General features: G+C 66.3%; 28 protein-coding genes and 1 riboswitch. Of the genes, 16 read left to right on the top strand and 12 right to left on the bottom strand.

The window, feature by feature from the left end; all coding sequences use genetic code 11:
- Window positions 1-17: 17 nt before the first annotated feature.
- The 3 genes from ACSQ19_RS07495 to ACSQ19_RS07485 form a co-directional block, all read right to left on the bottom strand.
- On the bottom strand, window positions 18-941 hold the full coding sequence (locus tag ACSQ19_RS07495; protein ID WP_435995889.1) for a hypothetical protein: 924 nt from the start codon (window positions 939-941) through the stop codon (window positions 18-20).
- Between the two features lie 100 nt (window positions 942-1,041).
- The gene (locus tag ACSQ19_RS07490; protein ID WP_435995887.1) at window positions 1,042-1,629 is read right to left on the bottom strand and encodes a hypothetical protein; all 588 of its coding nucleotides are present in this window, start codon (window positions 1,627-1,629) and stop codon (window positions 1,042-1,044) included.
- A 158-nt stretch (window positions 1,630-1,787) separates the two neighbouring features.
- Complete coding sequence (locus ACSQ19_RS07485; protein WP_436000902.1) at window positions 1,788-2,120, bottom strand: BPSL0761 family protein; 333 nt, start codon at window positions 2,118-2,120, stop codon at window positions 1,788-1,790.
- Window positions 2,121-2,490: 370 nt separating this feature from the next.
- Window positions 2,491-2,712, top strand: a riboswitch (cobalamin riboswitch).
- A gap of 273 nt (window positions 2,713-2,985) precedes the next feature.
- On the opposite strand from ACSQ19_RS07485, the gene ACSQ19_RS07480 reads away from it, so the two are divergent.
- From ACSQ19_RS07480 to purU, 6 genes are all read left to right on the top strand, one after another.
- Entirely contained in the window at window positions 2,986-5,337 is a 2,352-nt protein-coding gene (locus ACSQ19_RS07480; RefSeq protein ID WP_436000900.1) for a ribonucleoside-diphosphate reductase subunit alpha, read from the top strand.
- A 231-nt stretch (window positions 5,338-5,568) separates the two neighbouring features.
- Window positions 5,569-6,588 carry a ribonucleotide-diphosphate reductase subunit beta gene (locus ACSQ19_RS07475; protein WP_187573933.1) on the top strand — a complete coding sequence of 340 codons (1,020 nt, stop codon included), beginning with the start codon at window positions 5,569-5,571 and terminating at the stop codon, window positions 6,586-6,588.
- Window positions 6,589-6,759: 171 nt separating this feature from the next.
- Entirely contained in the window at window positions 6,760-7,176 is a 417-nt protein-coding gene (locus ACSQ19_RS07470; RefSeq protein WP_299344862.1) for an acyl-CoA thioesterase, read from the top strand.
- An 80-nt stretch (window positions 7,177-7,256) separates the two neighbouring features.
- The gene (locus ACSQ19_RS07465) at window positions 7,257-8,522 is read left to right on the top strand and encodes a serine hydrolase domain-containing protein (protein ID WP_435995884.1); all 1,266 of its coding nucleotides are present in this window, start codon (window positions 7,257-7,259) and stop codon (window positions 8,520-8,522) included.
- A 67-nt stretch (window positions 8,523-8,589) separates the two neighbouring features.
- Entirely contained in the window at window positions 8,590-8,907 is a 318-nt protein-coding gene (locus tag ACSQ19_RS07460; protein WP_296278646.1) for a hypothetical protein, read from the top strand.
- A gap of 19 nt (window positions 8,908-8,926) precedes the next feature.
- Window positions 8,927-9,778 carry a formyltetrahydrofolate deformylase gene (purU, locus tag ACSQ19_RS07455; protein ID WP_435995882.1) on the top strand — a complete coding sequence of 284 codons (852 nt, stop codon included), beginning with the start codon at window positions 8,927-8,929 and terminating at the stop codon, window positions 9,776-9,778.
- Window positions 9,779-9,900: 122 nt separating this feature from the next.
- On the opposite strand, the gene ACSQ19_RS07450 is transcribed toward purU, so the two are convergent.
- The gene (locus ACSQ19_RS07450; RefSeq protein ID WP_435995880.1) at window positions 9,901-11,238 is read right to left on the bottom strand and encodes an APC family permease; all 1,338 of its coding nucleotides are present in this window, start codon (window positions 11,236-11,238) and stop codon (window positions 9,901-9,903) included.
- A gap of 150 nt (window positions 11,239-11,388) precedes the next feature.
- Here ACSQ19_RS07450 and ACSQ19_RS07445 point away from each other — a divergent pair, with 150 nt between their 5' ends.
- Entirely contained in the window at window positions 11,389-12,702 is a 1,314-nt protein-coding gene (locus ACSQ19_RS07445; protein WP_435995878.1) for an amidohydrolase, read from the top strand.
- A gap of 92 nt (window positions 12,703-12,794) precedes the next feature.
- Here the strand turns inward: ACSQ19_RS07445 and ACSQ19_RS07440 are convergent, their stop codons facing one another.
- Window positions 12,795-13,580, bottom strand: coding sequence for a TSUP family transporter (locus ACSQ19_RS07440; RefSeq protein ID WP_435995876.1), 786 nt, complete (start codon window positions 13,578-13,580; stop codon window positions 12,795-12,797).
- Window positions 13,581-13,713: 133 nt separating this feature from the next.
- On the opposite strand from ACSQ19_RS07440, the gene ACSQ19_RS07435 reads away from it, so the two are divergent.
- Entirely contained in the window at window positions 13,714-15,039 is a 1,326-nt protein-coding gene (locus ACSQ19_RS07435; RefSeq protein WP_435995874.1) for a M20 family metallopeptidase, read from the top strand.
- A 272-nt stretch (window positions 15,040-15,311) separates the two neighbouring features.
- On the opposite strand, the gene ACSQ19_RS07430 is transcribed toward ACSQ19_RS07435, so the two are convergent.
- Window positions 15,312-15,695 (bottom strand): YchJ family protein, encoded by a 384-nt coding sequence (locus ACSQ19_RS07430; protein ID WP_435995872.1) that lies wholly within the window; start codon window positions 15,693-15,695, stop codon window positions 15,312-15,314.
- Between the two features lie 145 nt (window positions 15,696-15,840).
- Window positions 15,841-16,446 (bottom strand): GTP cyclohydrolase I FolE, encoded by a 606-nt coding sequence (gene folE, locus ACSQ19_RS07425; RefSeq protein ID WP_296278653.1) that lies wholly within the window; start codon window positions 16,444-16,446, stop codon window positions 15,841-15,843.
- Window positions 16,447-16,634: 188 nt separating this feature from the next.
- Between folE and dcp the strand changes: the two genes are divergently transcribed.
- Window positions 16,635-18,782, top strand: a complete 2,148-nt coding sequence (gene dcp, locus ACSQ19_RS07420; protein WP_435995870.1) for a peptidyl-dipeptidase Dcp — start codon at window positions 16,635-16,637, stop codon at window positions 18,780-18,782.
- 81 nt (window positions 18,783-18,863) lie between these two features.
- On the opposite strand, the gene ACSQ19_RS07415 is transcribed toward dcp, so the two are convergent.
- Both ACSQ19_RS07415 and ACSQ19_RS07410 read right to left on the bottom strand, forming a co-directional pair.
- Window positions 18,864-19,415, bottom strand: coding sequence for a YdeI/OmpD-associated family protein (locus ACSQ19_RS07415; protein WP_435995868.1), 552 nt, complete (start codon window positions 19,413-19,415; stop codon window positions 18,864-18,866).
- A gap of 55 nt (window positions 19,416-19,470) precedes the next feature.
- Window positions 19,471-20,025 (bottom strand): cysteine hydrolase family protein, encoded by a 555-nt coding sequence (locus ACSQ19_RS07410; protein ID WP_435995866.1) that lies wholly within the window; start codon window positions 20,023-20,025, stop codon window positions 19,471-19,473.
- A 118-nt stretch (window positions 20,026-20,143) separates the two neighbouring features.
- On the opposite strand from ACSQ19_RS07410, the gene ACSQ19_RS07405 reads away from it, so the two are divergent.
- Window positions 20,144-20,764 carry a hypothetical protein gene (locus ACSQ19_RS07405; RefSeq protein ID WP_435995864.1) on the top strand — a complete coding sequence of 207 codons (621 nt, stop codon included), beginning with the start codon at window positions 20,144-20,146 and terminating at the stop codon, window positions 20,762-20,764.
- A gap of 10 nt (window positions 20,765-20,774) precedes the next feature.
- The gene (locus ACSQ19_RS07400; RefSeq protein WP_296278658.1) at window positions 20,775-21,200 is read left to right on the top strand and encodes a hypothetical protein; all 426 of its coding nucleotides are present in this window, start codon (window positions 20,775-20,777) and stop codon (window positions 21,198-21,200) included.
- On the opposite strand, the gene ACSQ19_RS07395 is transcribed toward ACSQ19_RS07400, so the two are convergent.
- Together ACSQ19_RS07395 and ACSQ19_RS07390 are read right to left on the bottom strand one after the other, a co-directional pair.
- On the bottom strand, window positions 21,194-21,691 hold the full coding sequence (locus tag ACSQ19_RS07395; RefSeq protein WP_436000898.1) for a DUF421 domain-containing protein: 498 nt from the start codon (window positions 21,689-21,691) through the stop codon (window positions 21,194-21,196). The two genes, ACSQ19_RS07400 and ACSQ19_RS07395, sit on opposite strands and share 7 nt — an antisense overlap.
- Window positions 21,692-21,726: 35 nt before the next feature.
- Window positions 21,727-22,068: a cupin domain-containing protein gene (locus ACSQ19_RS07390; RefSeq protein ID WP_435995862.1), complete on the bottom strand. Its 342-nt coding sequence runs from the start codon at window positions 22,066-22,068 to the stop codon at window positions 21,727-21,729.
- Window positions 22,069-22,479: 411 nt separating this feature from the next.
- Between ACSQ19_RS07390 and ACSQ19_RS07385 the strand changes: the two genes are divergently transcribed.
- On the top strand, window positions 22,480-23,169 hold the full coding sequence (locus tag ACSQ19_RS07385; protein ID WP_435995860.1) for an OST-HTH/LOTUS domain-containing protein: 690 nt from the start codon (window positions 22,480-22,482) through the stop codon (window positions 23,167-23,169).
- Window positions 23,170-23,232: 63 nt separating this feature from the next.
- Here the strand turns inward: ACSQ19_RS07385 and ACSQ19_RS07380 are convergent, their stop codons facing one another.
- Window positions 23,233-23,733, bottom strand: a complete 501-nt coding sequence (locus tag ACSQ19_RS07380) for a YgjP-like metallopeptidase domain-containing protein (protein WP_435995858.1) — start codon at window positions 23,731-23,733, stop codon at window positions 23,233-23,235.
- Between the two features lie 77 nt (window positions 23,734-23,810).
- Here ACSQ19_RS07380 and ACSQ19_RS07375 point away from each other — a divergent pair, with 77 nt between their 5' ends.
- The 4 genes from ACSQ19_RS07375 to ACSQ19_RS07360 all read left to right on the top strand — a co-directional run bounded on the left by ACSQ19_RS07375 (window position 23,811) and on the right by ACSQ19_RS07360 (window position 26,021).
- Window positions 23,811-24,359 (top strand): DUF2058 domain-containing protein, encoded by a 549-nt coding sequence (locus ACSQ19_RS07375; protein ID WP_435995856.1) that lies wholly within the window; start codon window positions 23,811-23,813, stop codon window positions 24,357-24,359.
- Between the two features lie 68 nt (window positions 24,360-24,427).
- Entirely contained in the window at window positions 24,428-25,126 is a 699-nt protein-coding gene (locus ACSQ19_RS07370; RefSeq protein ID WP_435995854.1) for a class I SAM-dependent methyltransferase, read from the top strand.
- A gap of 40 nt (window positions 25,127-25,166) precedes the next feature.
- Window positions 25,167-25,397 (top strand): hypothetical protein, encoded by a 231-nt coding sequence (locus ACSQ19_RS07365; protein ID WP_435995852.1) that lies wholly within the window; start codon window positions 25,167-25,169, stop codon window positions 25,395-25,397.
- Between the two features lie 90 nt (window positions 25,398-25,487).
- Entirely contained in the window at window positions 25,488-26,021 is a 534-nt protein-coding gene (locus ACSQ19_RS07360) for a nucleoside 2-deoxyribosyltransferase (protein WP_435995850.1), read from the top strand.
- Window positions 26,022-26,023: the final 2 nt, after the last annotated feature.

Genomic DNA, 26,023 nt, shown 5'->3' with positions numbered 1-26,023 from the left:
GGTGCGCATTGTCGCAACTACCGCACCGAACCATTATCGCTACCACCTGAAAGAACTCCACGCCTGATCGTCTCCAACTGGGTATCTGAAGGCCACCCCTTCTGGACTTCCGTCAGCTTCCCGTCCCTGAAGAAGTAGAACATCGGAGTCGTCCAGCTCTCAATCTGCGGCCAAGACGAGCGGTTGTAGGCAACCGCTACATTTGAGGACGCAGGATTCTTGGCAAGCTGCATCATCGCTGCAACGTGGAGGTCATCATCCACGGGCATCAGCCAAATCGCACGCTTACGGAAGAACCCCGCCAACTCTCTGTCCGCGGATATCGCCGTCAGCGCCTTCTTCGAAGGAGCGCAGTGCGGCCCATAGACCACGATGACAGAAAGACCCTTCTGCCACTGGTAGTTCTCCACCACAGGTCGACCGCTGCGGTCAGCACGAATGACCAGTGGCAAATCCTGGTTCAGACCCGGAGCATGCTTGAGCGCAGGAGCGTCAGTCTCGCTAGCCAACCCTTGACCGGCCATCTCATCGAAGGCTCGAACCCGTACCAGTGAGCTACGCATGTCGGAGCGCACCTTCTCGGTTGCCTGACCCCGGCGCTCCAGTAGATCGAACGCTGCCACGATATCTGGCAAGTAGGCCGCATCGTTCGTGTAGAAAATCGCCGTGGTGGTTGCCTTGAACAGATCAAGCAACTCTTCTGGGTCCGTGAGGGACGACATGGGCCGATAGTGCGCCCGAAGCGTCTCGTAGTGCCTGGACACACGGCGCGCGAACTCAAGGCCGCCACTATCCAGGCCCGAGGTATGGAGCGCTGCGACCTCGTCACGGAAGCTCTCGATCTGCTGGCTACGCTGATCTTCGGCTGCGGCCTGTGCGTAGGCAGGGCCGGCCATCAGCGCCGCCAGTAGAACGCCGTGTACAAGTACGGTCCGCAACATCAGGCGATCCTTCTTCCTGGAAGATCTCTAGTACTGGACTCGCCATGGCATGCCAGCGCGCCAGATGGCGCGGCGAAGCTCGCCGCGCCATGTTCGAAGACTAGCAGTTGTTGGTGCAAATCTGCTCTTGGGAAGGTGAGCAGGTCCCGGGACTCGCGCACCGGTAATTATGATGGCCTCCGCACTGGGACGGCGAGTCGATGGGGGAAACCTGATCGAAATAGCACTCGAAGTTGGCCGGCTGCACGCCCGGGATACCGCCGCCCATGAGTTCGTCATCCAGAGGCGTGACGCGGCGAGCATGCTTGAGCTTGGGTGTCTGGTGTTGCTGTCCGAACAGCGCCAGTACCTGGTAGATCTGCGTGGGCGTCAGCTCTGCCTCCAGCTCTGTGTAGCGGAACGTGGTGAGCCCGCTCTCATTGAACTGAAGGCTGGCTAGGAAGCGTCGAAGCGCCGGCTGACTCAGGCGACCCAGCGGCGATTCGGTCACCCCTGCGCTGAGGTGACGAGACAAACTGCGCTGCGAAGTGATGGGCGCGCCCAGACCGGCCAGGTCACGCTGCAGTGCCGCCTTGTCGACTGCGGCAAGGTCGGCTTGGGTTGCCGGCGGTGCCGCGTGTGCCGAGAAGAGTGTGCTTGCGACCACCAGGCAGCACGTGTAGATCGACGTCCGTAGAACTCTTGCCATGCTCCTTCTCCTTGAGGATGAGTTAGCACCTTTCTTCCATGGGCTCGATTGAGTGCACGCCGCATGACCAGGTGCGCGGTCTTTCTACCACCTGCCATTTTTGTGAAACTGTGACCTCGCCCGCTGCGTTCACCTTTATCACGCATGCCTACATTCGCTTACGTAATCAGGTGAAGTTGGAAGTGTCTCCGGAAGCAGACAACCGTTGGACTCGTCTGCTCACGCTTCAGCCAGCCCAGTCTTGTTTGAAGCGTGAGCGGACCGTGGTCTCCGGCATCTTCCGCTTCGGTTTGCTCCAGTGGCGCGAGCATGGTGCGATGCCAGTTCTGCTTCATCGCATTGGCCATCAAGAAGACATCGTCTATCGTGAGGAAGTGACGGGCTATGACCACGGCTCGCCGCCGTAATGCCACGGGTAGCGTGCGATCGCGCGCGATATCGAGCAAGAGTCCGCCGGCCCACACGATCGCGCGGGTACGTTCACTGGGCATCGTCATATCTGGTCTGGAATGGATTATCCCCGACGACGGCCCCCGGCTCGCATTCCACGCCCGGAACACTCCCATCAGGGCACTTGGAGGGAGGACGATCATGGAAACCGTGACTGCTGGGCAAGCTGACAAGGCCGCGAGGTACCTTCAGACACTGTTCGCCGGCGCGGACGGGGGCTAGGCGGCTTCCGGGGCCGGTCGACCCCCGTACTGACACCATCTAGCAGGTGCTGACCCCGCGCCAGCTTCAGCTGACAGGATTAGGCTGGTGGGAGAGCCAGCGGGGAGACGGATCCAAATCGTGGAACCCGCATGGCAAGGCCGTCCCTTGTTCCACACAACATTTGGTGTTGACGCTTCTGTACACCCCCACTATCTTGTGGCCGTCGGTTCCGGTGGTCGCAAGCCACGGGATTAAAACGGGAAGCCGGTGACGCGTTCGCGCCACTCCGGCACTGCCCCGCAGCGGTAATTGGGAACGAACCCGCCACACAGCACTGAGGCCCCATGCCTCGGGAAGCGGCGGACGTAGGAAGAAGGCTCGCCCTTCGCGCCCATGAGTCCGAAGACCTGCCGACAGCCGCGCGATGCACACCGCGCGGTGCCGGCCGCGGAATCTCCGGGGGGAGAGGGCTGGCGAAGCAGGGCGCCCGCAGTCCGTCTGCGCGGTCGCGTCTCCTGCGACGCCGCTTCCCCACTGTGATCCTCCATCCGGCCTTGCGCAGCCCCGCGAGGGACGGGCCGCCGCGTGCACCACGCATGGAGGAATCTCGTGACCCAGACCGACAGCGCCGTCGCCGACGCCGGCACCACTCCGTCCCAGAAGGACGCGTTCTCGCTGACCCCGCCGCCCACCGCCACCGCGATGAGCGTGACCAAGCGCAACGGCGGCCGCGAGCCGGTGGACCTCAACAAGATCGTGCGCGCCGTACAGCGAAACTGCGAAGGCCTGCACGCCATCGATCCGATGCGCGTGGCCACGCGCACCATCTCCGGCCTGTACGACGGCGCCAGCACGCGCGAACTGGACGAACTGTCGATCCGCACCGCCGCGCTGCTGACCGGCGAAGAACCCGAATACAGCCGACTGGCCGCGCGCCTGCTGGCCGCCTACATCACCAAGGAAGTCACCGGCCAGGAGATCCATGCGTTCTCGCAGTCGGTCACCCGCGGCCACGAAGTCGGCCTGATCAACGACCGCCTGCTGAACTTCGTGCAGACCAATGCGCGCAAGCTCAACGACGCGCTGGACGCCTCGCTCGACCTGCACTTCGACTACTTCGGCCTGCGCACGCTGTACGACCGCTACCTGCTGCGCCACCCGCACACGCGCAAGGTCATCGAGACGCCGCAGCAGTTCTTCCTGCGCATCGCATGCGCGCTGAGCGAGGACGTGCCGGAAGCGCTGGCGCTGTACCGCCGCATGGGCAACCTGGACTACCTGCCCAGCTCGCCGACGCTGTTCAACAGCGGCACGACGCACGAGCAGCTGTCGTCGTGCTTCCTGCTGGACTCGCCGCAGGACACGCTGGAATCCATCTATGCCAAGTACGGCGACATCGCCCAGCTGAGCAAGTTCAGCGGCGGCATCGGCGTGAGCTACACGCGCGTGCGTTCGCGCGGCTCGCTGATCAAGTCCACCAACGGCCACAGCAACGGCATCGTGCCGTGGCTGAAGACGCTGGATTCCTCGGTCGCAGCGGTCAACCAGGGCGGCAAGCGCAAGGGCGCGGCCTGCGTGTACCTGGAGACCTGGCACGCCGACATCGAGGATTTCCTCGAACTGCGCGACAACACCGGCGACGAAGCGCGCCGCACCCACAACCTCAACCTGGCCAACTGGGTGCCGGACCTGTTCATGAAGCGCGTCGAGGCCGACCAGGAATGGTCGTTGTTCGATCCGCGCGTGGTGCCGGAGCTGACCGACCTGTACGGCGCCGCCTTCGAACTGGCGTACACGCAGGCGGAACTGCAGGGCAAAGCGGTCAAGACCATCCCGGCCCGCAAGTTGTACGGCCGGATGATGCGCACGCTGGCCGAGACCGGCAACGGCTGGATGACGTTCAAGGACAAGTGCAACGCAGCCAGCAACCAGACGCTGCGCGCGGGCAATGTCATCCACCTGTCGAACCTCTGCACCGAGATCCTCGAGGTCACCTCGGCGGAAGAGACGGCCGTGTGCAACCTGGGGTCGATCAACCTGGGGCGCCATTTCGATAGCGATCCCGATACCGGCCGCACCTGGTTCGATTTCGACAAGCTGGCCGAGACCGTGCGCCTGGCTGTTCGCCAGCTGGACCGCGTGATCGACCTGAACTTCTATCCGATCGAGACCGCGCGCCGCGGCAACCTGCGCTGGCGTCCGGTGGGCCTGGGCTGCATGGGCCTGCAGGACGTGTTCTTCAAGCTGCGCCTGCCGTTCGACAGCGCCGAGGCGCGCGCGCTATCGGCGAAGATCGCCGAGACCATCTACTTCCATGCGCTGGAAACCTCGGTGGAGCTGGCGCAGGAACGCGGCCGCCATCCCTCGTTCGCCGACACCCGCGCGGCCAACGGCGAACTGCAGTTCGATGCCTGGAACATCAAGCCGGAGAATGCCGACCGCTGGGAGGCCCTGCGCGCGCGCATCAAGGAACACGGCCTGCGCAACTCGCTGCTGATCGCCATCGCGCCGACTGCCACCATCGCCTCGATCGCCGGCTGCTACGAGTGCGTGGAGCCGCAGGTGTCCAACCTGTTCAAGCGCGAGACGCTGTCGGGCGACTTCCTGCAGGTCAACCGCTACCTGGTGGACGAGCTGAAAAAGCTGGGCCTGTGGACGCCGGAAACACGCGACGCGATCAAGCTGGCGGAAGGCTCCATCCAGGGCATCGCGCAGATCCCGGAAACGTTGCAGCAGGTCTACCGCACGGCGTGGGAACTGCCGATGCGCTCGCTGATCGACATGGCCGCCGACCGTGGCGCCTTCATCGACCAGTCGGCCTCGCTCAACCTGTTCATGGAAAGCCCGAACATCGGCGCCATGTCGTCCATGTACATGTACGCGTGGAAGCGGGGCATCAAGACCACTTACTACCTGCGTTCGCGCCCGGCCACCCGCATCGCCAAGACCACGGTCAGCAGCGCCGCCGCTGTGGAGCCGAAGCGCGAATACACGCCGGCGGAGGCGATTGCGTGTTCGCTCGAGAACCCCGAAGCCTGCGAGGCCTGCCAGTAACCGCTCCCCCTGCGCCGGCTCCGGCCGACGACCCCTGGAACAGGAACACGGACGTTCCCGGCGCAAGGACGCGCCACCTTTCTTGATCGAGCCCCTCTCCCACCGGGAGAGGGGTTGGGGTGAGGGTACGGCGGCGTCACGACGTGTCGCCGCCGCTGCCTTCGCCGCACCCTCATCCGCCCTACGGGCACCTTCTCCCGGAGGGAGAAGGAACCAAGAGACCACCGCACCATGTCCGTACACCCCAAGCAGATGTTGCTAGACCCCGGTTTCGAACTGACGCTGCGCCCGATGCGCTATCCGCAGTTTTATGACATGTACCGCGACGCGATCAAGAACACGTGGACGGTGGAGGAGATCAACTTCCAGATCGACATCACCGACCTGCATGCGAAGATGACGCCGGCCGACCGCCACCTGATCCACCGGCTGGTCGCGTTCTTCGCCACCGGCGATTCCATCGTGTCGAACAACCTGGTGCTGAACCTGTACCAGCACCTCAACGCGCCCGAGGCGCGCATGTACCTGTCGCGGCAACTCTACGAAGAGGCGCTGCACGTGCAGTTCTACCTGACGCTGCTGGACAACTACCTGCCCGACCCGGCGGAGCGCTTCAAGGCGTTCGCGGCGGTGGAGAACATCCCGGCGATCAAGAAGAAGGCCGACTTCTGCTTCAAGTGGATCGACAGTATCCAGGACCTGAAGCGGATCGAGACGCGCGACCAGCGCCGGCAGTTCCTGCTCAACCAGATCTGCTTTGCCGCCTGCATCGAAGGCCTGTTCTTCTTCGCGGCCTTCGCCTACGTGTACTACTTCCGCTCGCGCGGCCTGTTGCCGGGCCTGGCCAGCGGCACCAACTGGGTGTTCCGCGACGAGAGCTGCCACATGGAGTTCGCGTTCGAGTGCGTGCGCACCGTGCGCGAGGAAGAACCGGACCTGTTCGACGACGTCATGCAGCAGCAGGTCTACGACATGCTGGAAGAAGCGATCGAGTGCGAAGTGCAGTTCGCCGAAGACGTGCTGTCCGGCGGCGTAGCCGGCATCTCGACGCGTGACATGCGGCAGTACCTGCAGCACTGCGCGGACCAGCACTTCGCCAAGCTCGGCATGCCCAAGCGTTACGACGTGCGCAACCCGCTGCCCTTCATGGAGCTGCAGGACGTGCAGGAGCTGACCAACTTCTTCGAGCGCCGCGTCTCGGCCTACCAGCTGGGCGTGCAGGGCGAGGTGGGCTTCGACCACGCGTTCTGACGCGTGGCGATGGCTGACGTGGGAGCGACGTAAGTCGCGATCGCGGCAACGACACGTCCTCGTGGCATCCGAAGGGCAGCGGCCTGCTCCTTTCGCCCTGTCGCGACTCACGTCGCTCCCACGAGGCCTGCGCTATGCTCCCGCCAGGAGCACGCGAACCGGAGCACCACCATGACCGAACTGGCCAACGCCGAAGCGCTCCCGACCGAGGCGCGCCTGCTGCACATGGTCTTCCCCGACCACACCAACCACCTCGGCACGCTGTTCGGCGGCCAGGCGCTGGCGTGGATGGACATGTCGGCCTTCATCGCCGCGTCGCGTTACGCGCGTACCACCGTGGTCACCGCACGCTCGGAACAGGTGGACTTCAACCAGCCGATCCACAAGGGCGACCTGGTCGAAGTGGTCGCGCGCGTGGTGAAAGTCGGCCGCAGCTCGATGAACGTGGACGTGGAAGTCATCACCGAGAACCTGCTGACCGGCGAGCGGAAGCTGTGCACGCGCGGCCACTTCGTGATGATCGCGCTCGATCCGCTGGGGCGGCCGACACAGGCGCCGCCGCTGCCGCCCGCCATCGCGCAGGACTGACCGGGCCTGCGCACCCGATGCGCGGGGTTCCGTATCGTCGTTCGTCATCCTTGTGCATGTGCCCTCCACGTGCAGCCGACATGACGCCGAATACCGCCCCGTCCTCCCCGCAGCGTCGCCGCTGGCTGGCCACGTTGGCCTCTGCACCGTTCATCGCCGGCGCGTGGCCGCATCTTGCGACCGCCGCCGCCTGCGACGATGAGGCGAACTGGATCCCACCCGATGCCTTCCTCGCCGACCTGCCGCGACTGATGCAGGCGCTGCGCGTGCCCGCCATCGGCATGGCCGTCGTGGAGCGGGGCGAGGTGGTATGGGCGCGCAACCTGGGCGTGACGAACGCGGAAACGCGGACGCCTGTAGCCGACGACACGCTGTTCGAGGATGCCTCGCTCAGCAAGCCGGTGTTCGCCTATCTGGTGCTGCAACTGGCCGACCAGGGCGTTATCGATCTCGATGCGCCGCTCGTGCGCTATCGGCGGATGGACTACCTGGCCGATCACCCGTGGGTGGACCTGGTCACCGCGCGGGACGTGCTGCGCCATTCCACCGGCATGCCGAACTGGCGCAAGGACCCGGCCCACGAGAAGCTTGCGCCGGCGGTGAAGCCCGGCACGCGCATCGACTATTCGGGCGAAGCGATGTTCTGGCTGCAGCTGGTCGTGGAGAAGCTCACGGGTGAGAGCCTGGACGACTCGATGCAGCGCCTGCTGTTCGGTCCGGCCGGCATGCGCGACAGCAGCTATACGTGGAGCAAGGAGATCGCCGCGCGTTCGGTCTACGGCCATCGCGCCGTGGAGGACGAGGAAAGCGGCATGCCGCCGCAGATGCTCCGCGACACCTGGAACGCGGCACAGACCGTCGCGGACCGCTGGGGCAAGCCGCTGTCCGCATGGCGTTACGAAGACGCAGAGCGCGCGTTGCCGGACGTGCAGGCCATCACGCCGAAGGGCCTGGTGAACTGGCCCGGCGACATCCTCGCCAACGCGGCGGCCAGCCTGCGCACCACACCGGTGGATTACGCGCGTTTCATGGCGCTGATGGTGCGCACATCGCGTGCGCCATGGCAGATCAGCGAGGCCATGCGGACTGCGATGCTGACCAAGCAGATCGACGTGCCCGGCCGCTGGACCGACAAGGGCCTGGGCTGGAATCTGGAAAGCACCCCGCGCGGTCCGGTGTTCTACCACTCGGGCAGCAACGGCGGCATCTTCAAGAATTTCGCCCTCGGCGATCTTGCCGGCGAGCGTGCGCTGGTCGCGCTGACCAACGGCGGCAGCGGCAACGTGCTGTACCGGCGTGTGGTGCGCGCCGCGACGAGACACGACCTGCTGGCGTTCGACCTGTAGGCACGGCCACTGCGGGCCTGTCGACAATGTGCTAAACAGCGATCCTCACTGCCCCGGAGACGCTGCCATGGCTTTCCCCCGTCCGTCCCTTCGTTGCTTCTGTCGCAGCCTCGGCATCGTTGCCGGTTCCCTGGCCTTGTCCGCCTGCGTCAGCACGCCCGGCCCGCAGGTCGCCGGCAACGGCAGCTGCCGCGATGCCTCGCTGGACTGGGCCGTGGGCCAACCGGCGGACGAAGCGACGCTGAAGCGCCTGTCGAGCGAGAGCGGCGCGGGTCTGGTCAACCCGATCGGCCCCACCACGGCCGTGAAGAAAGACACCCGCAACGACCGCCTGCGCGTTTACATCGATGCGCAGAACCGCATCACCGCCGCACGCTGCGAATGACCCCCGATCCGAACCCCGCATGCGCCGCGACCATATCCTGACCCTCTCCTGCCCGGACACCACCGGCATCGTCTATCGCGTGACCGGTCTCCTGTACGAGTCCGGCTGCAACATCCTGGACGCGCAACAGTTCGGCGACGACGAATCCGGGCGCTTCTTCCTGCGCGTGCATTTCGACGTGCCGGGCGCGACCGAGATCGATGTGCTGCACGAAGGCTTCGCGTCGCTCGCGGAAATCTTCAACATGGACTGGCAGCTCCACGACGCCAGTCGCAAGGCGCGACTGATGGTGCTGGTCAGCAAGCAGGGTCACTGCCTCAACGACCTGCTGTTCCGCGTGCACAGCCGGCAATTGCCGGTGGAGATCGCCTGCATCGCGTCCAACCACGCCGACTTCGCGCCGCTCGCCCAGTCGTACGGCGTCGCCTTCCACCACCTGCCGGTCTCCGCCGAACACCGCGAAGAGCAGGAGCACCGCATCATCGACCTGGTCGAGCGCGAACGGATCGACCTGGTCGTGCTGGCGCGCTACATGCAGATCCTTTCGCCGACGCTGTGCGATGCGCTGGCCGGCCGAGCGGTCAACATCCACCACAGCTTCCTTCCCAGCTTCAAGGGCGCCAAGCCATACCACCAGGCGCACGCGCGCGGGGTCAAGATCATCGGCGCGACGGCGCACTACGTCACGCGCGACCTCGATGAAGGTCCGATCATCGAACAGGACGTCGCCCGCGTGGACCACGCGATGACGCCGAAGGAACTGGTGCGGATGGGCAGCGACATCGAATCGCTGGTGCTGGCTCGCGCGGTGCGCCGCCACGTGGAGCACCGCATCCTGTTGAACGGGCACCGGACGGTGGTGTTCCGCTAGGCTGCCCGGAGTAGGAATACCCGATGTGGGAGCGACGTAAGTCGCGAGCTTTTGGTGCTAGCAGAGGAAGAGCTCGCGACTTACGTCGCTCCCACAATCAGCCTTCCTGCCTCGTCTGGAACTCAGCTGCCCACGCGCCGCCGAAGCCCGACCAGCACCGCGTAAATCGCGGCCAACACCACCACCGCCACGCCGATCGCCGTCCACTCGCGCGTACTCAACGTGGTGAGGATGGCCACCATGCCCACGACCGCCAGACCGGGTACCAGCGGACCGCCGCGCAGGACGAACGGTGCACCACGCTCGCGCAGGTCGGTGCGCTGCGCCCGCCAGGCGGCCACGCAGACCATCACGTACACCAGGCAGACCGCGCCGCCGGAAATCAGCACCAGGGCTTCGAAGTTACCGACCACCGCCAGCAGGCAGGCGATGCCGGCATGCGTGGCCAGCGCAAGCAGCGGCACGCGGTGGTTGGCGCTGACGCGACCGAAGGCCTGCGGCAGGTAACCATCACGCCCCAGCGCGAACAGCAGCCGGGACGACCCCAGCAGGTTGCCCAGCAGGAAGCCCGCCATCGAGATGCACGCGGTCACCAGCAGGGCGATGCGCGCCGGATCCCACAACCGGCCCGCGGCCTCGGCGATCGGCACGCTGCTGGTCGCCAGGGCCGGGCCCAGCACACCCTGGCAGACGATCTGCAGGCCGAGGTACAGCAGCACCACCAGCAGGATGGCGCTCAATGCCGCGCGCGGCACGCTGCGCGAAGGGTCGCGTACTTCGCCACCGGGAATCAGCGCCGTTTCCACGCCGGAGTACGCGAACACCACCATCACCATCGCCGCGCCCAGCGCGGTCCACGAGGGCACGTCGGCGAAGGCGAAGCTGACGTGCGAGGTATCAACGAAGGCTAGGCCCAGCACCACCAGCAGGAACAACGGCACCAGCTTCAACGTCGCCAGCGTCATCACTGCGCGTGCGCCCAGTTTCACGCCGAAGGCATTGAGCGCATAGATCGCGGCATACACGCCCAGCAGCAGCAGCGCGCGCGGCAGGGGCGCGTCGAAGACCGGCCACAGACTGGCGGCCTGCAGCGACAGCGCCGCGGCGACGCCGGCACTGGAGGCCACGTTGCAGATCCACATCAGCGCGCCAGCCAGGAAGCCCGGCAGCGTGCCGAACACCGCGCTGACATAGGTATAGGGTCCGCCGGTGGCGGAGGCCCGGCTGCCGATGGCGGCGAAACACAACGCCACCGGCACCATCACCACGGCACCGGCCAGCAACGCCAGCGGCGCGGCGGCGTCGACCTGCGCCGACAGCGCCGCAGGCATCTTGAAGATGCCGCCACCGACGATGATGTTGATGACGGCCGCGGCCAGCGCCAGGCTGCCCACCGCGCGCAACAGCGCGGCATCGCCCTGCAGCGGACGGGAAGAAGCGGGATCGGCGTCTCGGGTCATGGGCAGGGGCGCTCTCCAGTGGCCTGCGAGCCTGCCACGCGCGCGTGGCGAATGCGAGCAACGCGCACGCATGCGCTCATGGTGATTTGCCATTGGACGCACGCGCCGCCCGGGCTAGCATCGTGCTCCCCGTCTGTCCCGGATGCCGCCATGCTTCGCGCCCATCGTTTGTTCGCCGCCGTGCTCGTCGCGACGGTCTCGCTGGCAGGCACGGACGCAGCGCGGGCACAGGACGCCACGGCGTTCGCGGCGCTGGAGCGCGCGCAGCCCCAGCTCGTGCAGTGGCGGCGCGACCTCCACCAGCATCCCGAACTCGGCGAACAGGAAACGCGCACCGCCAAGCGGGTCGCCGATCACCTGCGCTCGCTGGGCCTCACGGTGCGCACCGGCGTCGGCAAGACCGGCGTGGTCGCGGTGCTGAAAGGCGCGAAGCCAGGCCCGCGCATCGCCCTGCGCGCCGACATGGACGCGTTGCCGGTGACCGAACAGACGGGCCTGCCTTTCGCGTCGAAGGTGAAAGCCGAATACCGTGGCCAGCCGGTCGGCGTGATGCACGCCTGCGGCCACGACGCGCACGTCGCGATCCTGATGGGCGTGGCGCAGGCGCTGGTCGCCGCGAAGGACGAACTCGCCGGCGAAGTGATGTTCGTGTTCCAGCCGGCAGAAGAAGGCCCGCCGGTCGCGGGCGCAGTGTTTGGCGCGGCGTTGATGCTGCAGGACGGCGTGTTCAAGGACTTCACCCCCGATGCCGTGTTCGGCCTGCACGTCTGGGCCGGCCTGCCGGTCGGCAGCGTGGGCTATCGCAGCGGGCCGCTGATGGCGGCGGCGGACGAGTGGTCGCTGGTGGTGAAGGGCAAGCAGACGCATGGCTCGCGGCCGTGGGATGGCGTGGACCCGATCACCCTGGGCGCGCAGATCCTGCTGGGCACGCAGAGCATGATCGCGCGGCAGGTGAACATCGCCACCAGCCCGGTGGTGCTGACCGCGGGCCAGTTCCAGGCCGGCGTGCGCTTCAACATCATTCCGGACGAAGCGACCCTGGTCGGCACGCTGCGTACCTTCGACCCGACCGTGCGCGAAGACGTGATCGCGCGTTTCCGTCGCATCGCCGACGACTACGCGCACGCCAGTGGCGGCAGCGCCGAGCTGAAGGTCGCCAACAACGCGCCTGCCACCATCAACCAGCCTGCGCTCACCCAGCGCGTACGGCCGTCGCTGGAAAAGGCGGTGGGCGCGGCGAACGTGGTCGAGATGCCGTTGGTGACCGTGGCCGAAGACTTCTCGCAGTTCGCCAACACGGTGCCCGGTTTCTACTTCTTCGTCGGCTCGACGTCGAAGGGGATCGATCCGGCCACCGCACCGATCAATCATTCGCCGCAGTTCCTGCTCGACGAACAGGCGCTGCAGACCGGCAGCCAGGCGATGCTGCAGGTGGCGCTGGATTACCTGGCGACCAAGCCCTGATCAGGCGCGGTTGTGGGAGCGACGTGAGTCGCGAGCTTTTCGTTTCGCCCAGGAAAGAGCATCGCGACTGACGTCGCTCCCACAACAGCCGATCAAACGCCCAACCAGAGCCGCAACGGATGCTGCGGATCCGCCAGCAGGCGGATCGCCAGCGCGATCGACACGGTGACCAGCAACGGTTTGATGATCCGCGCGCCCTGCTTCATCGCGAAACGCGAGCCCAGCTGCGCGCCAAGGAACTGGCCGGCGCCCATCAGCAGGCCGATCTTCCACAACACCGCGCCGTGCAGCAGGAACACGCCGAATGCGCCGAGGTTGGAGCCGAAGTTGAGGAACTTGGTGTGTGCAGTGGCCTTGAGGATGCCGAAGCCGGCCAGCGCGACGAAACCCAGCATCAGGAACGAGCCGGTGCCCGGGCCGAACACGCCGTCGTAGAAGCCGATCGCCGGGACGAAGGTCAGCGCGAACACCTGCGGGCGCATGCGCTGGTGCCGGTCCACGTGACCGATGTCGGGCTTCATGCCGAAGTACACCGCGATGCCGACCAGCAGGAACGGCAGCGCCCACTTCAGCCAGTCCACCGGAATGATCGTGGCCAGCAATGCGCCACCGACAGCGCCGAGCCCCGCGGTCAGCACCATCGGCAGCTGGCCCTTGAGGTCGACGTGTCCATGGCGCGCGTAGGCCCAGCTCGCCGAGCCCGAGCCGAACAGCGACTGCAGCTTGTTCGTGCCCAGCACCTGCAGCGGCGGGATGCCGGCCAGCAGCATCGCGGGAATGGTGATCATGCCGCCGCCACCGGCGATGGCATCGATGAAACCTGCCAGCATCGCGGCGAGGAACAGCAGCAGGAGCACCTGCAGGGCGAGATCGGGCATGGTGGTTCCGGCGGGGAGCGGAGGCGTCGCCAGCCGTGATCGGCCACACGGAACGCCTGCGCATTCTAAGGTGGCATGCGCACCGTCGCGACGCAGGCGTTAGCATCGGGGCTTGCCTCCAGGAGCCGACCCGATGCGCCATGCACGTCCTCTCGCCGTTTCCCTGCTCGCCCTCGCCTGCGCCCTGCCCGCCGCCGCGCAGGATGCCGCGCCCACGCAACGGCCGGAAGTCGCCGCCGCAGGCAAGACGGTGCAGCAGCAGGTGATCGATTGGCGCCGGCACTTCCACCAGTACCCGGAACTTTCCAACCGCGAGGAGCAGACGTCGAAGCGCGTGGCCGAGGAACTGCGCAAGCTCGGCCTGCAGCCGCGCACCGGCATCGCGCGCCACGGCGTCACCGCGGTGATCAAGGGCGGCAAGCCAGGCCCACGCATTGCGCTGCGCGCCGACATGGACGCGCTGCCGGTCACCGAGCGCAACAGCCTGCCGTTCGCATCGAAGGCGACATCGACCTACCGCGGCGAGACCGTCGGCGTGATGCATGCCTGCGGCCACGACGCGCACACCGGCATCCTGCTGGGCGTGGCGAAGGCGCTGGTCGGCATGAAGGACACACTGCCGGGCGAAGTGCTGCTGGTGTTCCAGCCCGCCGAGGAAGGCGCGCCGGCGGGCGAGGAAGGGGGCGCGGAGCTGATGTTGAAGGAAGGCGTGTTCAAGGACTTCAAGCCCGAGGCGGTGTTCGGCCTGCACGTGTTCTCGTCGATTCCGGCCGGCCAGATCGGCGTGCGCCAGGGCCCGCTGATGGCGGCGTCCGACAGCTTCACCCTGAAGGTCATCGGCCGGCAGACGCACGGCTCGCGGCCGTGGGGCGGCGTGGACCCGATCGTCGCGATGGCCGATGTCATCGGCACCACCCAGACCATCGTCAGCCGCCGCACCGACATCTCCAAGCTGCCCGCGGTGGTGAGCTTCGGCGCGATCAAGGGCGGCATCCGCTACAACATCATCCCCGACGACGTCGAAGTGGTCGGCACCATCCGCACCTTCGACGAAGGCATGCGGCAGAAGATCTTCGCCGACCTGAAGAACGTCGCCACCCACGTCAGCGCCGCGCACGGCGCGAAGGTCGAAGCCAGCGTGCCCGACAACGACGGCAATCCCGTCACCGTCAACAACCCCGAGCTCACCGCGCAGATGCTGCCCAGCCTGCAGGCGGTGGTGGGCGCCGACAACGTCATCACCCCGGGCCTGCAGATGGGCGCGGAGGATTTCTCGTTCTATGCGCGCGAAGTGCCGTCGATGTTTTTCTTCGTCGGCAGCACGGCCAAGGGCATCGATCCGGTCACCGCACCGAGCAACCACTCGCCGGAGTTCATGCTGGACGAATCCTCGCTCGACATCGGCCTGCGTGCCCTGCTGCAGGTGACGCTGGATTACCTGGAGAAGCCGAAGGGTTGAGCACTTTTTTCCCTCTCCCTGCGAAGCGTGGAGAGGGTGCCGCAGGCGGGTGAGGGGCGAACGGAGACACGATGTTGCCGGCATCCGCGCTCCGGCAAGAGGCGATCTCACTAGACGGGCACACGCGCTTCACCACCGGCGCGCGCCCCTCATCCGGCCTGCGGCCACCTTCTCCCCGCCTCGCGTGGAGAAGGACGCAGATGCGCCTTGCTACTCAAGCCACCCGCACGACGAGACAACTCCCCTCGCGTGACGGGGAGGAGGGCTCGACATCACCGGTGCTCGCCATCCACGTACAGCCATCGCCCGCCGATGCGGGCAAAGCGGCTGCGCTCGTGCAGGCGCACCGCACTGCCGCCGCCGATGCGGTAGCGGGCGACGAACTCGACTTCGGCAGTGTCCGGCCCAGTGATGCGGTGCGATTTCACCGCGAGCCCGAGCCACGTCGTCCTCGGCGCACCGGGGGCGTCCAGGCCGATTTCGTCTGGCCGCGTGTCGGGATGCCAGGTCGTACGCAGGTAGTCCGCATCGCCGGTGACGAAGGCGCTGTAGCGCGAGCGCATCAGCGCTTCGGCATCAGGCGCGGGCTCACCGCCGTGATAGCGGCCGCAGCAGGCCGCGTAGTCGCGGCTGGTGCCACAGGGGCAGGCATTCATGGCTTCGCTTCACTGTAGGAGCGACGTAAGTCGCGACCGCGCACCCTAGGGCAACAGGAAAGTCGATTCCTCGAGATGAGCAAGCACATGGACAGTGGCATCATGCGGTCGCGACTTACGTCGCTCCTACAACAGCCACACGCACTCAACGCTTCCCGTGGCCCGTCTCGATGAAGCGCAGGAATTCCGCGCGGGTGCGCGCGTCCTCGCGGAAGGTGCCCAGCATCTTGCTGGTCACCATGCTGACCCCGCGCTTGTGCACGCCGCGGGTGGTCATGCATTCGTGCGCGCCATCGACGACGACGGCGACGCCACGCGGCTGCAGCACGTCCTGGATGCACTGCGCGATCTGCGCGGTCATCTTCTCCTGCACCTGGAAGCGGCGCGCGTACACGTCCACCACGCGCGCCAGCTTGCTGATGCCGACCACCTTGCCGGCCGGCAGGTAGCCCACGTGGGCACGGCCGATGATGGGCGCCATGTGGTGTTCGCAATGGCTTTCGAATTCGATGTCGCGCAGCACGATCATCTCGTCGTAGCCGGCGACTTCCTCGAAGGTGCGCGCCAGGTACTCGCGCGGATCCATCTGGTAACCGCTGAACCAGTCGCGGTAGGCCTTGGCCACGCGCTTGGGCGTATCGAGCAGGCCCTCGCGCGTGGGATCTTCGCCCGCCCACTCCAGCAACACGCGTACCGCATCCTCGGCCTGCGCCTGGGTGACCTTGCCGGGATTGTCGTCGGACGGGTTCATCGCATGGATTCCTGCGGGGGGCGGGGAGGATAACGCATTTGTCTGGCGGGTCCCTTACGGTGCCCAGGGGCGCGTGGATGCGGCCGCGGTCGGCCGGCACTCGCCAAGCCGCGCGTGCCGGCGCACGCTATGCCCCGGTCCACCACCGTGACGGGCGATCCCGTCGAAGTCCGTTCCCGGAGTTCTCCATGCTGCGTACGCTGTTGCTTTCCTCCGCCATCGCCGTCGCCCTGTCCGCCTGCGGCGACCGCCCCGCTTCCGAAACCGCCATGCCCGCCACCGCCACCACGCCCGCCCAGGGCGAAAACCCCCTGTTCACCGCCAGCACGCTGCCGTTCCAGGCGCCGCCGTTCGACAGGATCAAGGACGCCGACTACCAACCCGCCATCGAGGAAGGCATGCGCCAGCACCTGGCCGAGGTGCGCAAGATCGCGGACAACGCCGAGCCGGCCACCTTCGCGAATACCTTCGAGGCGCTGGAGCGCAGCGGCACGCTGCTGACGCGCGCGACCAGCGTGTTCTTCGCGATGACCGGCGCCAACACCAATCCCGCGCTGCAGGCCGCCGAGGAAGCGCTCGCGCCGAAGCTGGCCGAGCACAGCGACAGCATCCACCTGGATCCGGCGCTGTTCGCCCGCGTGAAGGCGGTCTACGACCAGCGCGACGCGCTCGGCCTGACGCCGGAACAGAAGACCGTCGTCGAACACACCTACGACGGCTTCGTGCGCGCCGGTGCGCAACTGTCGGACACCGACAAGGCCGAGCTGCGCAAGCTCAACAGCGAGGAATCCTCGCTGACCACCGCCTTCGGCAACAAGCTGCTGGCGGCCGGCAACGCCGGCGGCGTGTTCGTCACCGACAAGGCGAAGCTAGGCGGCATGGATGAAGGCGCGATCGCCGCCGCTGCCGATGCGGCAAAGGCCGCAGGCAAGGACGGCCAGTGGCTGCTGAGCCTGCAGAACACCACCCAGCAGCCGGCATTGGGCTCGCTGAAGGACCGTGCGCTGCGCGAGCAGCTGATGGCCGCCTCGCTGGGCCGCGCCGAGAAGGGCGACGGCAACGACACCCGCGCGACCATCCAGCGCCTGGCCGAACTGCGCGCGCGCAAGGCGCAGCTCCTCGGCTTCCCGAACTATGCCGCCTACAGCATCGCCGACCAGATGGCCGGCACGCCCGAGGTCGCCCTGAAGCTGCTCACCGACACCGTGCCCGCCGCGACCGCGCGGGCGCGTGCCGAGCTCGCCAAGATCCAGGGCGTGGTGGATGCGCAGAAGGGCGGCTTCACCGCCGGCGCGGCCGACTGGGACTTCTACGCCGAGCAGGTGCGCAAGGCCGAGTTCGACCTGGACGAGTCGCAGATCAAGCCTTACTTCGAGCTGGACCGCGTGTTGAAGGACGGCGTGTTCTTCGCTGCCAACCAGCTGTACGGCATCACCGCGAAGGAGCGCAAGGACATCCCGGTCTACCATCCCGACGTGCGCGTGTTCGACATCATGGACGCCGACGGCGAGCAGCTGGCGCTGTTCTACCTGGATCCGTTCAAGCGCGAGAGCAAGCAGGGCGGCGCGTGGATGGGCAACTTCGTCGAGCAGAACGGCCTGACCGGCGACATCCCGGTGGTCTACAACGTGGAGAACTTCACCAAGCCCGCCGCCGGCCAGCCCGCGCTGTTGAGCTTCGACGACGTCACCACGCTGTTCCACGAATTCGGCCACGCACTGCACGGCTTCTTCTCGAAGACGCAGTACCCCAGCGTGGCCGGCACCAACGTGCCGCGCGACTTCGTCGAGTTCCCGTCGCAGTTCAATGAGCACTGGGCGCTGGACCCGAAGGTGTTCGCCCACTACGCCAAGCACTACCAGAGCGGCGAGGCGATGCCGCAGGCGCTGGTCGACAAGATCGTCAAGGCACGCACCTTCAACCAGGGCTACGCGACCACCGAGTACCTGTCGGCGGCCCTGCTCGACCTCGCGTGGCACACGCTGCCGGCCGGCGGCGGCCAGCAGGACGTGGATGCGTTCGAGAAGCAGGCACTTGCCAGGTACAAGGTCGACCTGGCGGCGGTGCCACCGCGCTACCGCACCAGCTACTTCAGCCACATCTGGGGTGGCGGCTACGCGGCCGGCTACTACGCCTACTTCGGTGCGGAAGTGCTGGACCACGACGCCTTCCAGTGGTTCCGCGAGCACGGTGGCCTGACCCGCGAGAACGGGCAGGTCTTCCGCGACAAGGTGTTGTCGATCGGCCACTCGCGCGACCTGGCTGAGGCCTATCGCGCATTCCGCGGCAAGGATCCGAGCGTCGAACCGTTGCTGGAGCATCGCGGCCTGAAGTAACCGGCGTTGCATGGCCGGAAGAAAGCAAGGCCCGCGCATGCGGGCCTTCTTTTTCCGGCGGCAGGCCACGGGGCCGCTGCATCATTCGGCCGCGGTCGACGCGCCCATGTTGCCTTTGCTGTACATGCCCGAGCGATCGAAGCAGCAGGCACGGCGCTTGCCGGAAGCGAGCATGTCGCAGGCGGTGGCGATGCGTTTCACGCGCGTCTCGGCCTTCTTGCCTGACGTCATCCAGTGGATCCAGTCGCGGCGGGCGAGCGGGGTCAGCGTCGTCCACAACGCTTTCGCCTCCGGCGCTGCGTCGAGTGCCTTACGGATGTCCGGCGGCACTCTGGGTTCGGGTTCCTCCTTCACCGGCGCGACGATCAGTTCGACCTGGTCGCCCGCGGCAACGCCGGCAGCGTCGCGCAGTGCCTTTTCCACCTTCAGCCAGTGGCTGCCTTCGCCATCGGGTTCCAGCGTGGCCGTGAACGGTTTGCCCGCGAACGTGCCTTCCACTGTCGTCATGCTGCGCGTGGGCAACTTGGCACTGGCCGCCTTCGGCAATACGAGGAAGGTCCACGTCGCGCCTTCCGGTTCGGCGGGGCGCTGTAGCGTGGCGTTGAAGCGGATGCGGACGGTCGACGAGGTCATGGCGGCATGGTAATGCGGTAGAGACACCCCGTCGTGAAGACGCACCGTCCTGGTCTCATTCTGGAAACATCTTCGCCACCGACTGCGTCGTCAGCACGCAGGCACCGAGTGTGCGCGACATCAGAGCGACCGCGTTGCGCAGCCGCGCCGGACTGATCGCGGCCACCGCATCCTTGGGCACCCACAGCGCGAACTCACGCATGTTGGCGTCCTGCGCCGTGGCCAACACGCAGGCATCGGCGGCGACTCCTGTTAGCACGAGCCGACGCACACCCAGCTTTGCCAGCAGGATCGGCAAAGGCGTCGCCAGGAAGCCGGAGTGTTTGGGCTTCAGCACGTGGTAGTCCTGGGGACGCGGCGCGAGCCGCTGCACGATGGCGGCCGAGGCACCGCCTCGCTCACGGCAGGCGGTCACCAGGTCGCCGACATGGCCCTGCCAATGGGCGAAGTTGTCGTTCACGTAGATCGTCGGCGCGCCTGCCGCGTCGAAGCGTTCCCGCAACGCCACGATCCTCGGCGTGATGCGGACTGCGGCCGCGCCGAGGCGCGTCCCGCCCTCGAAATCGAACAGGTTGATCATGTCCAGCACGATGAGCGCCGTTCCGTTCACGACACCGTGCCATCGATGGGTCGTTTCATGATGTGAACGTGCTGCATGCGTCACCGTCACCTGATGTTTGCGTGGCCTGGCCTACAAGGGACACACCTTCCTCCCGTGGAGTCTAGCCATGGCACGTTCCCGCAACGTCAACACCGAACAGGTCCACGAACTTTTGCTGCAGGCGCTGGAGACCGAGCGCGGCGGCATCGAGATCTATACCGCCGCGATCAAGGCGGCGGTGAACAAGGACCTGAAGAAGGAATGGGGTGAATACCTGGAGGAAACGCGGACGCACGAACAGGTGCTGACCCGCGTGTTCGAACAGCTGGGCATGGACACCGAAGAGGCCTCCCCGGGCCGCGCGGTCGTTGCGCACCAGGGCGCCTCGCTGGTCAAGGCCATCGAGATGGCGATGAAGACCGACAAGCCCGAGGCCGCCGAGCTGGTGGCTGCGGAATGCGTGGTACTGGCCGAAACCAAGGATCACCAGAACTGGGAGCTGATCGGCAAGGTCGTCGAACAGGGTGGTGAGCTGGCCAAGGTGCTCGAGCCGGCCTACAAGGCCGTGGAAAGCGACGAGGACCATCACCTGTACCACACCATGGGCTGGTGCCGGGAACTGTGGATCCAGTCGCTCGGCATGCCGGCCGTCCTGCCGCCGCCCGAAGAGGTCAAGCAGGTCGAGACCGCCATCGGCGCGTCGCGAGCCGAGCAGGCGCGTGAGCAGATGCTCGGCCGCAAGCACTGACGGCGCGGGCATGACGCGCGTCCCTGGCTCCGGTCCGCGTCGCGTTGCCGACCTGGTTCCCGTCGATCCCGCCCTGCTGACGTTCGGGATCGACGTGTTCCAGGCGGTGATGACCGGCGCCATGCCCGTCACCGACTACGACGGCGACGACCTGCCCTGCATCGGCATGAATGCGATCAGCCGACAGGTGGGCGGACATGGACTGACGCCGCAGGAAGAAGCATCGCTGGTGTTGCGCGTGGTCGCGTTCGGCGAGCTGCTGGGACACGCCGAGCGCGACACGCGTATCGCCGGCCATGTGGCGCCGGCATCGACCGGCGGATACCAAATCACCACCGCGTTCCTGCAGGCGGCCGCCGCGGCCGACATCGTGCAGTGCGCGGACGGTGGCTTCGCCTACGATCTGGAAAGCATCGCCGCGCGCCTGGTTCACTGAGGTTTGTCGTCGCCCGGTTCCCGGCGGCGGATGAAGGTGATCTCGCCCGACGACTCCAGCACCGCAAGCGCGATGTCCGACAGCGTGGCATAGCCTGCAGACCGCCGCGCGATGGCGAAGTCGTGCTCGCTCAGCGACTGGCGCGCGAGTTCGTCGCGAAACAGGTGGCCATGCCGCACGAGGATGACCGGCTTGCCTTCGACCCACTCGTCGAAACGGCGCGAGCGCGAGGAGAGTTTTCCGACGCCCCAGTTCAGCCCCAACAGGGTCGCGGCCAGGATCAATCCTCCCAGCAGCGACGCGTCCTCGCCGATCAACGAGTTCTGCACCGCCGTGCCGAGCAGCACCACGACCAGCAGGTCGAAGGGCGTGAACTGTCCCACCGTCCGCTTGCCGCTCAACCGCACCATCACCAGCACCACCACGTAAACCGCCGTCGCCCGCAGGACGAACTCCCACCAGGGCATGCCCAGGTCGAACAGGCTGCGCATCAGGCTGTCCATCTTCGTCACCTCGTCTTGTCGTTTCAGGGTTTGCCGGCTGAGCGCTCTTCACCGTCGGCGGTGTAGGCAGGGGGCGAATAGAAGTTCACCGTCTTCAGGGGAGTGCGGCCCGTGGCGCGGATCTCGTGCCGCTCGCCACGTTCGATCAGCAGCAGGCTGCCGGGCCGCAACGGTCGTCGCGCGCCTTCGACGATCGCCACGCCCTCGCCCGCTGCCACGAACAACCATTGGTCCGCGCCACGATGACGGTTATCCGGCCCACCCTCACTGCCGCCCGGCTTGATCACCATCTGCGCGGCCTGCATGCCATTCGCCTCGAAGATCGGCAGGAAGCCGATGCCCATGCGGAGATGTCGGGATTTCATGGCGCCGTGGTCTGCAGCCGATAGGGCGTGCAGCATCGACCGCCCGGTGTGCAGGAGCCGTCAATGCTTGACGACGGTCGCGGCGATGCCCGCCGATACATGTCACCCAGTGCGCTGCTACTGTGGAATCCTCGTCCTCGGCGGCAGAGACCGGGATCTCCCCGTGAGAGACGGTCTGGCACTTGAGGAGGCACTGTCGCTTATGCCGTTCTTTGGGACTTTCAACTCATGATTGAAACCTTGAGCATTGCCGCACATAACGTCGCCACACAGCGGGAGGTCCAACGCCAACTGGGATGTTGCCTTATACGACTGCAACAGTACGAACACGCCGTTAAGGAATTGGTGGCGCTCCACGACATAGCTCTAGGGTCCGGACAGATCGAGGGGTCATTGGACTCGCGTCGCGACATGGTGGCGAACAAAACGCTGGGGCAGGTGGTGGGAAGCTTGTTTGACAACCATATCGTCCCCGAAGGCTTCGAAGATGCGAGCAGCGATGACGAACTCGTTTCTCTCGGCGGTATTGCGGTACGCATGAAGTTTCGGCTTCAACTGTCGCGAACGGACTATGAGACGGCAAAGAAAGACATTGCTGATCTCGTCCACTTACGAAATAGACTGGTTCATCAGTTCATCCAACAATTCGATCTTTGGACCGCTGCGGGCTGCGAAGCCGCACTTGCTGATCTTGAAGTTTCTTCAAGGCGTATCGAAACCTGCATATCACAGCTACAGATATGGAGAGAATGGCTCGACCAGTCGCTCCAGAATGCTGCTGCGTTCGTGCGTTCGGACGAATTCCAGAATGCCATTGTCCTAGGCATTCTTCCTGACGGCACAGTCGCATGGCCTATCGCGGCCGTGGCAGAGAAGTTACGCGATGCGTGGAGATCGGTATCTGTCGATGGATGGGCCGTGGTGAGCGAAGCTGGTGAATGGGTCACTGCGCGGTATCCGGACCTGACCGCTGAGAGACATGGCTGCAGCAGCTGGCGCCAAGTTCTGCACGAATCACGCCAGTTCGACCTGAGGTACTTTCAGATCGGAGACAGACGATTAGCCTGCTATCGCCCTCGGGCTGAGAGTGACCACAAATGATGAAATCAACGCTTTGAGCGCCTCTAGAATCCGCGTGCGCTGCGCTTGCCGGGGCTACCCCTTCTAGCTTCCGGCGCCCAGCTCCAACTGCGTCAGATACAACCGAAGATCGAACTCCAGCTGGTGATAGTCCGGCTCCATGTGCGTGCATAGCTGGTAGAACGCCTTGTTGTGGTCCGCTTCCTTCAGGTGCGCGAGTTCGTGCACGGCGATCATCTTCAGGAACTCGGCGGGCGCGTCGCGGAACACGGTGGCGATGCGGATTTCGCGGCTGGCCTTCAGCCGGCTTCCCTGTACGCGTGAGATCGTGGTGTGGGTGCCCAGTGCATGCTTCATCACCTGCAGCGTGCTGTCGTACACCACCTTGCCCAGCGGCACCGAGCGGCGCAGGTACTGTTCCTTCAGCGCCTGCACGTAGGCGTACAGCTGGCCGTCGCTGCGGATGGCATGGGCGTGGGGATACTTCTTCGCCAGCATCGGGGTCAGCCCTTCCTGCGTGATCAGCGCGCGCACGCGTGCCTGCAGGTCCTGCGGGTAGCCGGCGAGGTACTTTAGCGTGTCCATCGGACGGGGGCGGGCATGGCGTGGCAAGTGGGAACGGCGAGTATGATGCCGCGAAAACACCACGAAGCACCGACGACATGGCGAAGGGAAATCCCCTGCAGGAACAACTGCTGAAGGCCGGGCTGGTCAAGAAATCCAAGCTGGCCGAGGTCGCGCGCGAGCAGAACAAGGCGCGACACGCCAAGGGATCTGCCGCGCCGAACGAGATCCAGCGCGAGGCCGAGCGCGCGCGCGCGGAGAAAGCCGAACGCGACCGCGCCCTCGAAGCTGAGCGCAAGGCGCAGGCCCGCGCCGCTGAACTGCGCGCACAGGCGCGGCAGATCGTCGCCGATCGCAAGGTCCCGCGTAGTGGCGAGATCGAATACCGGTTCACCGTGGATGGCGCCATCCGCACCGTGCTGGTCAACGACGACCTGAAGAAGAAACTGTCGGCCGGCGTGCTGGTGATCGCGCGTATCGACGACCGCTACGAACTGCTGCCACGCGTGGCCGCCGACAAGGTCCGTGAGCGCGATGCCGCCATGATCGTGCTCGACCATGGTCAACGTGGCGAGGCCGAGTCGGCGACTTCGGAGGAGGATGACTACTACGCGCAGTTCAAGGTCCCCGACGACCTGGTGTGGTGACGCCCGGCCCTCCACGCCGGGCTTGACGACCCGTGTAGGGTGGAATGAGACCCCCTGCGGAGACCGCCATGCAGCAGCACGAACTCGATGCCCTCTTCGACCAGCAGGCCGCCGGCTACGATGCGCGCTGGGTGCGGATGGCGCCGATCCGCGAAAGTCTGCTGTTCCTGATGGAAACGGTGTTCGCGGACCTGCCGGAGAATGCGCGCGTGCTGTGCGTGGGGGCCGGCACCGGTGCCGAGATCGCCCACTTCGCGCGGCGCTTTCCGCGCTGGACGTTCGTCGCCCTGGATCCGTCGACACAGATGATCGCCGCCTGCCGCGCACGCGCCGAGCGCGAAGGCTTCGCCGACCGCTGCTCCTTCCATGCCGGCGTGGTCGACACCTTGCCGGACGACGCGGCATTCGATGGCGCGACCTGCCTGCTGGTTTCGCAATTCCTGCTGGATCCTGACGCGCGCACTGCCTTCTTCGGCGCGATCGCGCGCCGCCTTTACGCGGGCGGCACGCTGGCCTGGGCCGACCTTGCGTGGGACACCGAGGCGGCCGATTACCCCGCGATGCTGCGCCTGTGGATGGCGACCATGTCCGGGGCTGGCCTGGACGATGGCGCGCTCGAGCAGATCCGGGCCAACTACGCGCGCGATGTCGCCATCCTGCCGCCAGACCGCGTCGCCGCGCTGGCGGAGACCGGCGGTTTCCCGTCGCCCCTGCGCTTCCACCAGGCCGGCATGATCCACGGCTGGTACGCCCGCACGCCGCGCTAGGATTGTTCGCCGCCCAGGCAGCCGTCCCCACGGAGATCCCATGCGCCTGACCTGCCTGCCGCTCGCGTTGTCGCTTCTGGTGACGCCCGCCGTCGCGCGGGACGCCTCGACCGCCGTGACGCCTGCGGTGGAAGACACCGGCACGCTGGCCGATGCGCCCTACCGCATCGACATTCCGGCCGACTGGAATGGCGAACTGATCGTGCTGGCGCATGGCTTCGAGCCGGTCGGCGTGCCACGTGCATCGCCGTGGACGAGGGTTCAAACGTAGCGCGGGGATCGCGCGCTGCGACGATCGGTCACGCCACGCGCGGCGCCCGCATGCCGACAATGCAGGCCTTCGCCGCCAGTGCCTTCCTCGATGATTCCGTCGCTGTACCTTGCCGGTCCCGACATCTTCCGTCCCGATGCCGTGGCGCGGGGTGAAGAATTGAAAAGGCTGTGCGCACGCTACGGGTTCGAAGGCCTGTTCCCGCTGGATGTGCAGGTGGCCGGACAGGCGACCGGCGACCCGCTCGACACCGCACGCTGGATCTACCGCGCCGACGTGGGCCTGCTCGACGCTGCCGACGCCGTGCTGGCCAACCTCGACTTCTTCCGTGGGGCGGAGCCGGACAGCGGCACCTGTTTCGAAGTCGGCTACGCCATCGCACGCGGCAAGCCCGTCTATGGCTACGTGCCCGAAGGCGGCAGCCTGGCGGAGCGCATCCGCCGGCGTTGCCCGCAGTATCTGGGCGCCGGCGCCGGCACCGATGCCAGCGGGTGGGAGCTGGAGGAATTCGGCTTGCCGCTCAATCTGATGCTGGCCGTGCCGTGCGTGGTGGTGGTGGGGGATGCGGAGACCGCGCTGCAGCGCGCGCGTGCCGACCTGGACGCGCGTCGACCGACGGACTGACT

The organism is Pseudoxanthomonas sp. LjRoot127 (genome assembly GCF_964253495.1).
Taxonomy (GTDB): domain Bacteria; phylum Pseudomonadota; class Gammaproteobacteria; order Xanthomonadales; family Xanthomonadaceae; genus Pseudoxanthomonas_A.
This window is presented reverse-complemented; position numbering and strand designations above follow the sequence as displayed.